Origin of the sequence: Actinokineospora fastidiosa, assembly GCF_014648415.1 — a bacterium.
Lineage (GTDB): Bacteria > Actinomycetota > Actinomycetes > Mycobacteriales > Pseudonocardiaceae > Actinokineospora > Actinokineospora fastidiosa.
Genome location: NZ_BMRB01000001.1, coordinates 1860096 through 1874365 on the forward strand (window position 1 = coordinate 1860096; position 14270 = coordinate 1874365).

14 protein-coding genes are annotated in these 14270 nt (G+C 74.4%); 11 read left to right on the forward strand and 3 right to left on the reverse strand.

Annotation, left to right across the window (positions count from 1 at the left end):
• Positions 1–228 precede the first annotated feature (228 nt).
• From IEY98_RS08975 to IEY98_RS08985, 4 genes are all read left to right on the forward strand, one after another.
• The gene (locus IEY98_RS08975) at positions 229–1785 is read left to right on the forward strand and encodes a DHA2 family efflux MFS transporter permease subunit (RefSeq protein WP_189209737.1); all 1557 of its coding nucleotides are present in this window, start codon (positions 229–231) and stop codon (positions 1783–1785) included.
• A gap of 11 nt (positions 1786–1796) precedes the next feature.
• Positions 1797–2408: a Maf family protein gene (locus IEY98_RS08980; RefSeq protein ID WP_189209738.1), complete on the forward strand. Its 612-nt coding sequence runs from the start codon at positions 1797–1799 to the stop codon at positions 2406–2408.
• Between the two features lie 105 nt (positions 2409–2513).
• Complete coding sequence (locus IEY98_RS33360; RefSeq protein WP_373292360.1) at positions 2514–2597, forward strand: putative leader peptide; 84 nt, start codon at positions 2514–2516, stop codon at positions 2595–2597.
• A gap of 49 nt (positions 2598–2646) precedes the next feature.
• On the forward strand, positions 2647–3987 hold the full coding sequence (locus tag IEY98_RS08985) for a dicarboxylate/amino acid:cation symporter (protein WP_189209739.1): 1341 nt from the start codon (positions 2647–2649) through the stop codon (positions 3985–3987).
• Between the two features lie 46 nt (positions 3988–4033).
• On the opposite strand, the gene IEY98_RS08990 is transcribed toward IEY98_RS08985, so the two are convergent.
• On the reverse strand, positions 4034–4720 hold the full coding sequence (locus tag IEY98_RS08990) for a hypothetical protein (protein ID WP_189209740.1): 687 nt from the start codon (positions 4718–4720) through the stop codon (positions 4034–4036).
• Between the two features lie 136 nt (positions 4721–4856).
• On the opposite strand from IEY98_RS08990, the gene IEY98_RS08995 reads away from it, so the two are divergent.
• On the forward strand, positions 4857–6617 hold the full coding sequence (locus IEY98_RS08995) for an acetyl/propionyl/methylcrotonyl-CoA carboxylase subunit alpha (RefSeq protein ID WP_189209741.1): 1761 nt from the start codon (positions 4857–4859) through the stop codon (positions 6615–6617).
• A 37-nt stretch (positions 6618–6654) separates the two neighbouring features.
• A complete protein-coding gene (locus tag IEY98_RS09000; RefSeq protein ID WP_189209742.1) occupies positions 6655–7047 on the forward strand; it encodes a DUF1707 SHOCT-like domain-containing protein in 393 nt (130 codons plus the stop codon).
• Positions 7048–7050: 3 nt separating this feature from the next.
• On the opposite strand, the gene IEY98_RS09005 is transcribed toward IEY98_RS09000, so the two are convergent.
• A complete protein-coding gene (locus IEY98_RS09005; protein WP_229786695.1) occupies positions 7051–8961 on the reverse strand; it encodes a SpoIIE family protein phosphatase in 1911 nt (636 codons plus the stop codon).
• A gap of 61 nt (positions 8962–9022) precedes the next feature.
• Here IEY98_RS09005 and IEY98_RS09010 point away from each other — a divergent pair, with 61 nt between their 5' ends.
• The 4 genes from IEY98_RS09010 (at position 9023) to IEY98_RS09025 (ending at position 11970) form a co-directional block, all read left to right on the forward strand.
• Positions 9023–9535 (forward strand): GNAT family N-acetyltransferase, encoded by a 513-nt coding sequence (locus IEY98_RS09010; RefSeq protein ID WP_189209744.1) that lies wholly within the window; start codon positions 9023–9025, stop codon positions 9533–9535.
• Positions 9536–9665: 130 nt separating this feature from the next.
• Positions 9666–10004, forward strand: coding sequence for a transcriptional regulator (locus IEY98_RS09015; RefSeq protein WP_189209745.1), 339 nt, complete (start codon positions 9666–9668; stop codon positions 10002–10004).
• Entirely contained in the window at positions 10001–11200 is a 1200-nt protein-coding gene (locus IEY98_RS09020; RefSeq protein WP_189209746.1) for a PPE domain-containing protein, read from the forward strand. The genes IEY98_RS09015 and IEY98_RS09020 overlap by 4 nt, the downstream gene beginning before the upstream one ends.
• Before the next feature lie 17 nt (positions 11201–11217).
• Positions 11218–11970 (forward strand): ESX secretion-associated protein EspG, encoded by a 753-nt coding sequence (locus IEY98_RS09025; RefSeq protein WP_229786696.1) that lies wholly within the window; start codon positions 11218–11220, stop codon positions 11968–11970.
• 183 nt (positions 11971–12153) lie between these two features.
• Here the strand turns inward: IEY98_RS09025 and IEY98_RS09030 are convergent, their stop codons facing one another.
• Positions 12154–13812, reverse strand: a complete 1659-nt coding sequence (locus IEY98_RS09030) for a serine/threonine-protein kinase (RefSeq protein ID WP_189209748.1) — start codon at positions 13810–13812, stop codon at positions 12154–12156.
• Positions 13813–14060: 248 nt separating this feature from the next.
• On the opposite strand from IEY98_RS09030, the gene IEY98_RS09035 reads away from it, so the two are divergent.
• On the forward strand, positions 14061–14243 hold the full coding sequence (locus IEY98_RS09035) for a hypothetical protein (protein WP_189209749.1): 183 nt from the start codon (positions 14061–14063) through the stop codon (positions 14241–14243).
• Positions 14244–14270: the final 27 nt, after the last annotated feature.

Sequence of the window (14270 nt, forward strand, 5' to 3'; positions counted from 1 at the left end):
AGACCAAGCCGGATACCAACGGGCACCACATCCCCTGGTCACCCCACAGCCGCCCGCCGCGCCCCGTACCCTCCCAGCCGTGCGTCCACCGCGGACAGACCCCGAGGCAGACACCAAGACACAACCCCGCCCACCCGGGGGCGAGCCCCCACAACACAACGCTATCGAACACGCGTTCAGAGTGTCCACCGAATATTCCACCGCCACGAAAGGCGCTGGTCAGCGGTGATGGCGCGGGAGCGGCCGTGGGTGGGGTTGGCGGCGTTGTGCGCCTGCTTCTTCCTGGTGATGCTGGACTCCACGATCGTCACCGTCGCGGTCCCGGCGATCCTGACCGGGTTGGACGCGACGTTGAACCAGGTCATCTGGGTCAACAGCGTCTACCTGCTGGCCAACACCGTCCCCCTGCTGATCACCGGCCGCCTGGGGGATCGGTATGGGCCCAAGCGGGTCCTGCTCGTCGGGCTCGGGCTGTTCCTGGCCGCGTCGCTGTGGTGCGGGCTGGCGACGTCGGCGGGCTCGCTTATCGCGGCGCGGGCGGTGCAGGGGCTCGGGGCCGCGCTGATGACGCCGCAGACGCTGGCGTTCATCACCCGGCTGTTCCCGCCCGAGCGGCGCGCGGTGCCGATCGCGGTGTGGGGCGCGGTGTCCGGGGTCGCCACGATCGCCGGGCCGGTCGCGGGCGGGCTGCTGGTGCAGCACGCGGGCTGGGAGTGGATCTTCCTGCTCAACCTGCCCATCGGCGTCGCCGGGCTGCTGGTCGGCGCGCTGATGCTGCCCGACTGGCGGCCCGACAGCCGGATGCGGTTCGACACCCTCGGCGCCGTGCTCGCCTCAGCCGGGCTCGCCGCCCTCGTGTTCGGCGTGCAGAACGGCCAGCACTACCAGTGGGCCAGCGGCATCGTGTACGTCATCGCGATCGGGCTGCTGCTGCTCGGCGGGTTCCTCATCCACCAGCGGCGGGCGCCCGCGCCGCTGGTGCCGATGCGGCTGTTCGACAACCGCGTCTTCGGCGCTGCCAACCTGACGCACGCCGCGCTGGGGTTCGCCACCACCGGCATGTTCCTGCCGCTGGTCATCTACGTGCAGACCGTGCTCGGAATGGATCCGCTGGCCTCCAGCCTGCTGTGCGCGCCGATGGCCGTCGGCGCGGGCCTCGCGGCGATCGCGGCGGGGAAGCTGGTCGCCCGGGTGGGCGCCCGGCCGCTGGTGACGTCCGGGCTGGCCGCGCTCGCCGCCGGGGTCGTCGTGCTGGCGGTCCAGGCCGAGCCGGACACCGCCCCGCTCGCGCTGGTCCCCGGGCTGGTCGTGGCCGGGACGGGCATCGGGCTGGTGTTCTCGCCGCTGACCGCCGCCGCGACGTTCGGCCTCTCGCCCGAGCTGGCGGGCGCGGCCTCCGGGGTGTTCAACACCTCCCGCCAGGTCGGCGGCGTGCTCGGGTCCGCGTCGACCGGGGTGCTGCTGCAGCTGGGCCTGAGCCTCACGGTGCCCGCGGCGGCGCGCGAGTACGCCGAGCTGCTGCCCAGCCGCTACGCCGACGAGTTCGTCCGGCGGATCAGCGAGGCGGCCAACACCGCCAGCCAGTTCGGCGGGGAGGGCCCGCCGGTCCCGGCCGACTGGTCGCCCTCGATCGCCGAACGCGTGCGCGACCTGGCCACCGACGCGTTCAACCTCGGGTTCACCAACGCGGCGAAGGCGACGCTGGTGCTGCCGGTCGTCGTGCTGGTCCTGGGCATGGTCGCCGCGTCGGGCCTGCGGACGCCCGTGCTGAGCCGCAGACCTTAGGATTGCCGACCGTGCTGCTCGTACTCGCCTCCCAGTCCCCCGCCCGCCTCGGCGTCCTGCGCGCCGCGGGCGCCGATCCCGAGGTGCGCGTCTCCGGGGTGGACGAGGACGCGATCATCGCCAGCCTCGGCGACGCCAAGCCCGACACCGTGGTGACCGCCCTGGCCGAGGCGAAGGCCCGCGAGGTCGCGGGGGAGTTCGCCGACGCGCTGGTCATCGGCTGCGACTCGATGCTGCACTTCGACGGCGAGCTGGTCGGCAAGCCCGGCACCGCCGAGATCGCCCGGCAGCGCTGGGCCAGGATGGCGGGCGGCACCGGCGACCTGCTCACCGGCCACGCCCTGCTCCGCGTCCGCGACGGCGCGGTGACCGCGACCGCCACCGGCGCCGAGCGCACCCTGATCCGCTTCGGCCGCCCGACCCAGGACGAGATCGACGCCTACATCGCCACCGGCGAGCCGCTCAAGGTCGCGGGCGCCTTCACCCTCGACGCGCTCGGCGGCTGGTTCGTCGACGGCATCGACGGCGACCCCTCCAGCGTGGTCGGCATCAGCCTGCCCCTGGTCCGCCGCCTGCTCGCCGACCTCGGCGTCTCCGTCACGTCCCTGTGGACGGCCAGGTGAGCGGGCTCACCCCGCTGCTCCCGGCATGTGGACACCCGGCCGGGTAACCCCGGTCACCCGTTCGGCGGGGAAGGATTCGCGCAGGTCGCTGGTTGGATGCAGGTGATGAGGTCCATTCGTGTCACCGCGCTGACCGAGCGCCTGCACGTCGATCTGCGGCGGCAGGCCAGCTCGCTGTGTCGGCGCTGAGCCCTGCCCACAACCGCACCGGCCCTCGCGCATCCCCTGGAGTATCGACATGTCCACAGCCGCCCCGCCGCGATCCGGCAACCGGCGCACCCTGTACTTCGGCCTGGCCGTGCTGGCCGGTCTCGTCATCGGCGCCGTGCTCGGCGTCGTCGCCAAGGCGACCGAGGCCGAGTGGCTGGTCACCACGCTCGACACCATCGGCTCGGTCTTCACGTCCCTGCTGCAGTTCACCGTCATCCCGCTGGTCTTCACCGCCATCGTGGTCGGCTTCACCAGCCTGCGCGGTCTCGGCGGGGCGCGGACGGCGACGCGGCTGGGCGGCAAGACGCTGATGTGGTTCGGGATCACCTCGCTGATCGCGGTGCTCCTGGGCATCGCCATCGGGCTGATCTCCGGCGCGGGCAGCGGCGTGACCGTCACCCCCAGCGCCGAGGCGGTGGAGAAGCTGGCCGCGCGCGACCAGGGCGACTGGCTGACCATCCTCAACGGACTCGTGCCGAGCAACATCTTCGCCGCGTTCTCCGAGGGCGAGGTGCTCCAGGTGGTGTTCGTCGCCGTGCTGGTGGGCATGGCGACCTTCGCGCTCGGCGACCGCGCCGCGCCGTTCGTCTCGGTCAACCGCGCGGTGTTCGACATCATCCAGAAGCTGCTGGGCTGGATCATCCGGCTGGCGCCGATCGGCGTCCTCGGCCTGATCGGCAACGCGTTCGCCACCTACGGCAACGAGTTCGTCAAGCCGCTGCTGTCGCTGATCGCGGTCATCTACATCGGCTGCGCGGTGATCCTCTTCGTCGTGTACCCGATCCTGCTGAAGTTCGTCGGCCGGGTGAGCCCGCTCGCCTTCTACGGCAAGGCGTGGACGGCGCTGCAGTTCGCGTTCGTGTCCCGGTCATCGGGCGCGACGCTGCCGCTGAGCCGCCAGACCGCCGTCAACCTCGGCGTCGAGCCGGGCTACGCCGGTTTCGCGGTCCCGCTGGGCACGACGACCAAGATGGACGGTTGCGCCGCGCTGTACCCGGCCATCGCGACCATCTTCATCGCCAACATCTTCGGGTACTCGCTGAGCTTCTGGCAGTACGTCGGCATCGTCGCCGTCGCCGTGTTCGGCGCCTTCGCCACGGCGGGCACCACCGGCTGGTTCACCATGCTGACGCTCACCCTGAGCACCATCGGCCTGCCGCCGGAGCTGATCGCGACCGGCGTGGCGATCGTCTTCGGCATCGACCCGATCCTGGACATGATCCGCACCGCGACCAACGTCGCCGGGCAGATCACGGTCCCGGTCCTGGTCGCCAGGGGCGAGGGGATGCTCGACGACGACGTGCTCAACGAGCCGAGCGAGCCGCCGCTGCTGGAGGAGCACCAGGCGCGGACCCCGGTCCCGGCCTGACCTGATCGCGACGGCCGCCCCTTCTCCACGGGAGGGGCGGCCGTTCTCACGCGCAGGGCCGCAGCCTGCTCGCCGCGACCTCGACCGCCGGGTACCCCGGCAGCGCCTCCACCGACGAGTACCCCCGCGTGCAGCCCACCGTCGACCCGACCAACGTGAACACCTGCGCGTGCACTGTGCCGCACGACTCCGACGAGCACTGCGCCGTGACGACCTCCGGGCCCGAGTCGGCCACGATGTTGTTCAGCACGATGTAACCCGCGGTCGACAGATAGGCGCGCTCCAACGAGCTCCACTTGCCGGACCGTCCTACCACGACTTTCCCCGTCTGACCCCGGGTGCCCTCCGCGCGCACCAGACATGCCGAGATCGACGCCGGGTAGCACTGCAGCGCTCCCTCGGGCAGCAGCACGCCGATCTCGCCGATCTCGATCACCCTGCTCGTCCCCGGCCCGCCGATGCGCAGCCGCCCCGTCTTGGCGCCGGAGTCGGCGACCAGTTCGACGCGGGTGTCGCCCAGCGTCGCCGTTCGCAGCACGCGGCAGGGTTCGCGCAGGCAGCCGTCGGCCCTCGGGTCGGACGTCGTCGCGGGCGCGGTGGTCCCCGCGGCCGAGGGCGGGGGCGTGGGCGCGGGGTCCGTCCGGGTCAGGGCGGCGCCCGCCACCGCGCCCGCGAAGACGAGCGCGCCGAGCGTCGCCGTCACCAGGACGGTCCGGGGCGTGCGCCTCGCCACAGCCGGGTCACCTCCCCTCGGGGCACTACTCCGTAAGAGGGACATTACTTGCCGAGTGTGGGGTTGCTCTCGGTTCCCGGAAGGGCGCAGGTCCGTAAACTGCCCCACAGCCCGCGCGACATCTAGGAGGAACGGCGTGTCCAAGGCCCTGACCAAGGTCCTCATCGCGAACCGGGGCGAGATCGCCGTCCGGGTCATCCGGGCCTGCCGGGACGCCGGGCTGACCAGTGTCGCCGTCTACGCCGACCCCGACCGCGACGCGGTGTTCGTGCGGCTGGCCGACGAGGCGTTCGCCCTGGGCGGCAGCACGCCGGGCGAGAGCTACCTGTCCATCGACAAGGTGCTCGCCGCCGCCAAGCAGTCCGGGGCCGACGCCGTCCACCCCGGCTACGGCTTCCTCTCCGAGAACGCCGAGTTCGCCCAGGCCGTGATCGACGCCGGGCTGGTGTGGGTCGGTCCCGACCCGCAGGCCATCCGCGACCTCGGCGACAAGGTGACCGCGCGGCACATCGCGACGCGCGCGGGCGCGCCGCTGGTGCCCGGCACCAAGGAGCCGGTCGGCGGCGCCGACGAGATCATCGCCTTCGCCCAGGAGCACGGGCTGCCGGTGGCGATCAAGGCGGCGTTCGGCGGCGGCGGGCGCGGGCTCAAGGTCGCCCGCACGATCGAGGAGATCCCGGAGCTGTTCGACTCCGCGGTGCGCGAGGCGGTCACCGCGTTCGGCCGGGGCGAGTGCTTCGTCGAGCGGTACCTGGACAAGCCGCGCCACGTCGAGGCGCAGGTGCTGGCCGACAAGCACGGCAACGTGATCGTCGTCGGCACCCGCGACTGCTCCCTGCAGCGCCGTCACCAGAAGCTGGTCGAGGAGGCCCCCGCGCCGTTCCTCACCGACGAGCAGCGCGCCTCGATCCACGCCTCCGCCAAGGCGATCTGCAAGGAGGCCGGGTACTCCGGCGCGGGCACCGTCGAGTACCTCGTCGGCCTCGACGGGACGATCTCGTTCCTGGAGGTCAACACCCGGCTGCAGGTCGAGCACCCGGTCTCGGAGGAGACCACCGGCATCGACCTCGTCCGCGAGCAGTTCCGCATCGCCGCTGGCGAGAAGCTGCGCTTCACCGAGGACCCGACGCCGCGCGGGCACTCCATCGAGTTCCGGATCAACGGCGAGGACGCCGGTCGCGGCTTCCTGCCCGCGCCCGGCACCGTGACCCGGTGGGTCGCGCCCGAGGGCCCCGGCGTGCGGGTGGACTCCGGGGTGGAGTCCGGCACCGTCATCGGCGGGCAGTTCGACTCGCTGCTGGCCAAGCTGATCGTCACCGGGGCCGACCGGGACGAGGCGCTGGCGCGGGCCCGGCGCGCGCTGGACGAGCTGGTGGTCGAGGGCATGGCCACGGTCACCCCGTTCCACCGGGCGATCGTGCGCGACCCGGCCTTCGCCGAGGACTTCACCGTCCACACCCGGTGGATCGAGACCGAGTGGGACAACACCGTCGAGCCGTTCACCGGCGGCGCTGACGCCGCCGAGGCCGAGCCGAGGCAGAACATCGTCGTCGAGGTCGGCGGCAGGCGGCTGGAGGTCAGCCTGCCGGGCACGCTCTCGCTGGGCGGCTCCGGCGGCGGCGCCGCGGCCAAGGCCAAGCCGCGCAGGCGCGCGGGCGGCAAGGGCGGCGTCGCGGCGTCCGGCGACGCGGTGGCCGCGCCGATGCAGGGCACCATCGTCAAGGTCGCGGTGGAGGACGGCGCGCAGGTCGCCCAGGGCGACCTGATCGTCGTGCTGGAGGCGATGAAGATGGAGAACCCCGTCACCGCGCACAAGGCGGGCACCGTGACCGGCCTCGGCGTCGCCGCGGGCGACTCGGTGACCACCGGAACCGTGATCTGCGAGATCAAGGACTGAGAGGGATCTCAGCGTCCGGTTCCGTACGATCGGGGACGTGAGCCCCACTCCGTGGCAGGACCTGCGCGTCGGCGACGCCGAGCGCGAGTCCGCGCTGCGCTCGCTGGGCGACCACATGGCCGCGGGCAGGCTCTCCGTCGACGAGTACGGCGAGCGCTCCGCGCACGTGGCCACGGCCAGGACCCGGGGCGACATCGCCGCGCTGTTCGCCGACCTGCCCGAGCCCCGGCCGCTGTTCGGCCAGGCCCCGGCCCCGCTCGCGCCGCCCCCGCCGCCGCCCGCGCGGCGGGCGTCCGACCTCGTGCTGCCGGTCGTCGCGGTGGGGCTGGTGCTGGTCGGCGCGCTCGTGTTCCGGTTCTTCCCGCCGTTCCTGCTGATCCCGCTGGTCATCTTCCTGGTGGCGCGCGGGCGCAGCCAGCGCTGGCGCTGACGCTCAGCCCTCGGACGTGCTGTGGTCGAGCGCGACCACGGCGAGGACGTGCTGGGCGACGCTGCCCGCGGGCGCGTAGATCCGCAGCGGCACGTCGTTGGCCGCGTTGCGGGCGACGGCCACGTGCAGCACCGACACCCCGGCGCTCGCCAGGTGCGTCACCCCGGACAGGTCGACGGTGACCGAGCGCGTGCCGCCGCTGGTGTGCCTGCGCAGTCCCACATCCAGTTCCGAGGCCGTGCGCGCGTCCACAGGGCCGGTGACGACGACCCGGCCGTCGTGGCGGGCCAGGCCCAGCCGGTCGGACGGGGGCGGGCGCCGGGGCACGCCGGAGGCGACCTCGTCGGCGGTCAGCAGCCGGGCCGGGCGGGTGAGCCGGTGCCGGACGGTGGCCGTGGTCCCGGTCTCGGTCCGCTCGACGCGCAGCTCGTCGACCAGCTCGGCGGTCATGGTCAGGCCGAGGCCCCGGGCGCCCTCCGGCGGCCGGTCGCGCCAGCGGCCCGCGTCGGCGACCTCGATCTCGGCGACGCCGTCGCCGCCGAGCCCGGTCCGCACCCGCACCGGGCCGGTCCCGGAGTGCTCGACGGCGTTGGTCACCAGTTCCCCGATCGCGTGCTGCACGGCGGAGGCGGCGGCCGAGCCCGCGCCCACCCGGGCGAGCCAGCCCGCCAGCGCCTGCCGGACCGCGCGCAGCGTGGCCGGCTCGGCGGGCAGCTCCACGCGCACGTCCTCGGCGGGCGCGACGCGCTGGGCGGCCAGGAGCGTGATGTCGTCGGTGTGCCCGGTGGCGCGCACCAGCAGCTCCACCGGGTGCGCGCACGCCCGCTCCGCAGCGGAGAGCACCGAGCCCAGCCGCTCCCAGTCGGCCACCGCCGCGCCCGCGACCTGGGTCAGCTCGACGGTCGCCGCGGCGGGCGCGCGGCCGGGGCGCTCGACGATGCCGTCGCTGTAGAGCAGCAGGACCTCGCCGACCTCGACGCGGTCGCGGCGCATCGGGAAGCCAGCGCCCGCGCCCAGCGGGCCCGCCCCCGTCATCGGCAGGTACCGCGTGCTGCCGTCCGGGGCGATCAGCAGCGGCGGCGGGTGGCCAGCGGTGCAGTAGACGAGCGAGCCGTCGGCCGGGTCGAGCACGGCCACGCACACCGTCGCCGCGCGGGCGTCGGGGAGGCGGCGGGCCGTCCGGTCGAGCGCGGCCAGCGCCAGGCCCGCGTCGCCCGTGCCGTCCAGCCGGTCGAGCAGGACCGCGCGCAGCTGGCCCATGGTCGCCGACGCGGCCATCCCGTGGCCCACGACGTCGCCGACGACCAGCGCCACCCGGCCGTCGAACAGCGGCACGGCGTCGAACCAGTCCCCGCCCGCGGCGTCCGCCGCGTCGGCGAGCAGGTAGCTGGCGGCGACCTGCACGGTCGGCAGCACCGGCAGACCGGCGGGCAGGAGGTGCCGCTGCAGCGACCGGACCAGGTCGTGGGCAGGCTCGTGCTCGGCCGGTGCCGCCCTGGCGGCCTGCCGCTCGCGCACCCGGGCGGTGACGTCGACGGCGGAGGCGATGAGCCCGGCGACCGCACCGTCCCGGGCGCGCCGGGGCTCGACCGCGAAGTCCAGGAAGACCTCCTCCGGCGCGGCGTCCCGGCCGCGCCGCAGCAGGACCCGCCACTCGCCGCCTGCCTCGGCGATGCCGGTCTCGCGGACCCGGTCCAGCAGCTCGACCAGGTGCTGGCCGCGCAGCTCAGGGAGCACGTCGCGGACGGGCCTGCCGATCGGGTCGTCCACGCCGATGAACCGCCGGTACAGCCCGGACGCCGCGGTGACCACGTGGTCCGGCCCGTCGAGGCCGATGACCATGACCGGCATCTCGTCGAAGGTCCGCACCACCGTGTCGGCGTCGCCGACGCGGGAAGCCAGGTCGTCGGCCACATGTCCTCCAACCCGGCCGGGGATCGCGAACATCCTCCCCCAGCGCCGGTAGGTTGGCCGGGTGGAACCGGTGGAGATCAACGCGGGGAAGTACTACCTGCGCGCGCTGCGCGCCGACGACCGCATCGACGACCGGCCCGCCGTGCTGGCGGGCTTCACCGACCCGATCAGCAGGCGCTGGCTGTCCCACATCGCGGTCCACGACCTGGCGACGGCGGGCGCCTACATCGCCCAGCGCGCCCGCGACTGGGAGAACGAGACCCGGTTCTCCTGGGCCGTCGCCGACCAGCTGACCGGCGCGCTGCTCGGCGAGGTCCTGCTCAAGGAGGTCGACCTGGCCGCGGGGGTGGCCGAGGCGGGCTGCTGGACGCACCCGGACGCGCGCGGGCAGGGCCTGGCGACCGACGCGCTGGCCGCGGTGATCCGGTTCGGCTTCGGCGCGCTGGGCCTCACCCGGATCCTCTACCGGCACGAGACGGCCAACACCGCCTCGGCCAGGGTGGCGGCCAAACTCGGGTTCACGCAGGTGGACGCGATCGACGGGACCACGACGCTGGTGCTGCGTAACGACTGAGCCACGGCCGCGATCAAGAGGGAGCCGGGGCCGACGGGCAAGCGTCAGGAAAACAGTGGGCCAACGGTCGAATCCGAGCGTCGCCACTCGATAGAGTGACGACACCACGGAAGGTGACGGGGGAGGCGGCATGCCAGAGCACCACCTGCTGTCGGTCGAGCCGGGCGCTGTGCCCGAGCTGCGCCGCGCGTTCCTGTCCGCGTTGACGGCGCTCGACCGGCAGATCGAGCTGGTGCGGGCCGAGATCCGGACGACGCCGTGGGCGGCCGACCCGGTGAGCGCGGACGCGGCGCGCGCGGTCAACGCCCTCTCGGCCGAGGTCGACGGCGCGGCGCTGGAGGCGCTGCTGGCCTACCGCGAGCAGTTGGACGCCGCGGTCGAGAACCTCGACAAGACCGCGGAGCAGTACCAGGGCCTGGAAGAGGACAACCGGGCGAGGGTGACCCACAACACCGGGGGCGGAGCATGAGCGAGGACCCGGCCCGCTGGCGGGGCTTCACGCACGAGGAGCTGTACCGGATGCTGCACGACGGGCCGGGCCCGTCGGCCTCCGCGGGACCGTCTCGGCGCTGGGCCGAGCTGACCTCGGCCCTCGACGAGGTCGGCCACCAGCTGGAGAGCGCGCTCGGCGCGGCGGGCACGGCGTGGACCGGGCGCGCTGCGGGCGCTGCCCACGACCGGCTCGCGCCGCTGGCCGGATGGGCGAAGACCACGTCCGAGGGCGCGGCCGCGATGCGGACGGCCGTGGAGACCCAGGGCAGCCTGATCGCGAAGGCCCGCGCGGACATGCCGGTGCCCTCCGAGACGCCCGCGATGGCGCCGGACCCGAGCGTCCCGCCCGCGGTGCAGGTCGTGGGCGTGCAGGACGACGCCGAGCCCGCGGAGACCGCCAAGGCGGCGGGCGAACAGCGCGCGGTCGAGGTCATGGCCGCCTACGAGACGGCCACCAAGGAGAACCTCGCGCCGCTGACCCCGTTCGTCGGGCCGGGGCCGCTGCTGCGCGACGGCAAGGTCCACCGCGGCCAGGGCCACGGCGTCCGGACGGGCACGACGGCGTCGCTCGCCGTCGGCGGCGGCCCGGACGGCGGCCGGGGCGGCGGCGACCACCAGCAGCACCACCGGCCGTCCGGGCCGCACCGCGACTTCAGCGCGCCGTTCACCCACAGCTCGGGCGCCGCGTCGGCAGCGCCGCCCCGCCCGCTGCCGCCGGTCGCCGCGCCGCTGGCCGCCTCGGCCCCCGCGCAGCAGCCGACGCCCCTGGTGGCCGCGCCGATCTCCACGGGCGCGCGGCCCGAGGAGGACCGGCCCCGCGAGCGCCGCGCGCCCGCCGTCGCCGCCGCCATCGGCGCGGCGCCGCCGGAGCCGCACGCCCCGGCGTCGTCGTCGTCCTCGGTGCCCCCCGCGCCGCTGTCGCCGAACCCCGGCGCCGCGGGCGCCCCGGTCGGCGGCGCGGGCGCGCCCGTCGGCTCGGCGGACAAGGTGGCGGTGCGCCGGTTCGGGCCGGAGGTCATCGGCTCCAGCCAGTGGTTCGCCGACGGCGAGGTCGCCCCGGCGCGCGCGGTCAGCGGGCGCAGGCGCGACCTCGGCTCGACGGACACCGTGACCGAGAACGTCAGCGTGGACGGCGAGGACCACCAGCTCCCGCCGCCGGTCATCGGGGGCTAGTCGGCACGGTGTCCACTGTGGAGCTGTCCGCTGTGGAGTTCGACGTCCTCCGCGAACACCTCGGCGTCGAGGAGTTCCCCGTCGTGCTGCGGGTCCCGTCGCCGGGCCGCACGGAGGCCGAGCGCGCCCGCCTGGTGCGCGCGGCCTGGGCGACCCTGTCCCGGCGCGGGGTGGCGGACTACCCCGAGGTCGATCCCCGGTTGGCGGCGATGCTGGCCGTGCTCGCGCGTCCGCAGTCCTCTGTGGACGTCCGGGTGTGGGGCGAGGGCGCCGCCCGCGCGCTGGCCGCGATCGCCGACGGCACAGCGGTGCTGGCCGTCCTGGCGGGCACCACGCTCACCCTGTCCGCGATCGACGACGGCCTGCCTCGGCACGCCCTGTCGGTGCTGCCCAGACTCCCCGCGGGCCCGGGCCGCTCGGTCACCCTGCCCTCCGCCGATCTGGCGGCCGCCGCTCCCGCCCCCGACCTGGCCGCCGCCCTGCGCGCCCGAGGCGTCCGCGCCGACGACGCCACCCACCTGGCCGAGATGATCGCTCCCCTGACGGCTCAGGGCCAGTTCGGCGCGGCCCACCGCGACCGCTACGGCAAACGCCACCGCACCCCGTGCACCGTCAGCTTCTTCGACACCGCGGCGGGCCGCTACCTGCAGCTCCGCACCCCCAACCCCGACGGCGAGCACTGGACGACGGTCAGCCCCGCCGACCACCGCGCCCTCCTGCGCCACCTCGACGAGCTCTTCACCGCCCGCCCGCCCGGCTTCCGCCCCTGACCCCGCCGCCGACCGCGGTCTCCTTGCTGGGAGGAAGTGAGACGCCGCAGCTCAGATGATGTCATCATCTCGATCGCAGATGATGTGGCCATCTGAATGGCGGCTCAGATGATGTCATCATCTGGGATCTGGGCGGGCGCGGTGGTCCGGATGGCGTGGTCATCCGGGTGGGTGCGGCGCCGGTCAGGCCGAGCCGACCTGGAAGCCCGCGACGACGTCGGCGAAGAGGCCGGAGCGGGCCGAGTCCTCCTGCTCGATCGGGACCGTCAGCGAGACCACCCACAGGTCGGCCCCGCGGGGTTGGACGTCGGCGAAGGTGACCCTGGTCAGGTCTGGGGCGGGGCCGCCGGGGGCGTTCGGGAAGGACTCGACCGTGCGGTAGGTCAGGCGGAGGCCGCCGTCGTCCAGAGGCGTCTCGCCGACCGGGCGGTACGCGGGCACCCGCGAGGCCAGATAGGACAGATAGTCCTCGATCGTGTGCTTCGCGGTGTACTCCGGGAACCGCTCGACGACCAGTTCCGCTGTGCCCGTGGGCGCGACCCAGTGCACCCGGGTGCTGTTGGGCAGCGTCTCCGGGGTGCGCTGTTCGACGAACTTCACCCAGTCCTCGGGCACCGGGACGGAGAACGCGCCGCCCTGCTCGCCCGCGAGGGTGGACGCGTCGGCGCTGCGGACGACCAGCTCGGTCACCGGCGAGTCGGGGACGGGCACGGTCGTCGTCGTGGCCCGGGGCAGCACCGGCTCGCCGCCGACCACCCTGGCCAGGGCGAAGCCGCCCGCCGCGCCGCCTGCGAACAGCAGCGCGGCCACCAGGGTCAGCACGGCGGCCGCGACCGCCCCCCGCGTCCGCACGGCGGGGGCGAAGGGCAGCGGGCCGGGGGCGAGCGCGAGCGGCGCGCTCGTCTCGCCCGGCGGCTCGGGCGCGGGCTCCGGGGCGGGCGCTGGCCGGGTGACGACGGTGGCGGCGTCCTCGGCCGAGGTCTTCAGGTCGGCGAACACCGACCGGCCGGGCGCGGGGAGCAGGGGGTGCAGCAGCTCGCGGACCTCCTGCAGCGACATCCGCGCCTCGGGGTCCTTGACCATCAGCCCGGTGATCACCGCGCGCAGCGGGCCGTCGTGCTCGGGGACCGGGACCTCGCCGTCGACGACGCGGTGCAGGGTCTCCAGCACGGGCGCGTCCGGGTCATACGGCGCGCGGCCGTCGACGGCGGCGAAGAGGGTCGCGCCGAGGCCCCAGAGGTCGGCGGCCGGGGTGACCCGTCCGCCGGAGACGACCTCGGGGGAGATGTAGGCGGGGGAGCCGAGCATCACGCCGCTGCGGGTCAGGGTGCGCTCGGAGACGTTGCGGGCGATCCCGAAGTCGGTGAGCTTGACCGTGCCGTCCGTCCCGACCAGCACGTTCCCCGGCTTCACGTCGCGGTGGGTGATCCCGGCGGCGTGCGCGGCCAGCAGCCCGGCGGCCACGGCCGACCCGATGACCGCGGCCTGCACGTCCGTGCACGCGCCGTTGAGCCGCAGCAGCTGCGCCAGACTCGGCGCCTGCACGTACTCCATGACCACGAACGGCTCGTCGCCGTCGCTGACGACGTCGTGCAGCGTGACGACGTTCGGGTGGGCCAGCACGGCGATGGCGCGGGCCTCGCGCAGCGTCCGCTCCCGCAGCTCGGCGGCCTCGGCGTCGGTCACCCCCGGCTGCCGCCGCACCTCCTTGACCGCGACCGGACGGCGCAGGTGCTCGTCGTAGGCCGACCACACCACACCCATCGCCCCTTGCCCGATCAGCCCGCGCACGCGGTACCGCCCGGCGATGAGGCGCTGTTCCGAGGTCGACACGGCCGCCATTGTCCCTGATGGGACCACCTTGACGGGGAGTCGCCACCACCTCTGCCCGGTTACTCCGAACGGATGAGCCTGGAAACGGTCGCCCGCCGTGTCTCGACCCTTCGGAGGTAGGTGCACAGCCTTTCCCCCCGTTGGGAGGCGGACATGTCGCAACAGGCCCAGCCGGTCGCGAAGGAGCGCCCGAAGCGGAAGAAGTGGCCCTGGGTGCTCGGCGCAGCCCTCGTGCTGATCGGGATCGCGTTCGCGTCGTGTGTGATCTGCGGTGGCGCAAAGAGGTGACCGTCGAGGGCTTCGCCAAGGGCGGCAGTCTCACGGTGATCACCCCGATGGAGGGTGGCGACGTGCAGTGCTCGGTGACCGTGGACGGCGCCGCTCCCCAGACCGCCAGGGCCAGCGGCAAGAGTGCGGCGGCCAGTTGCACCGGGTTCTGATCGACGCCGTGGCGGCGGCCACAACCG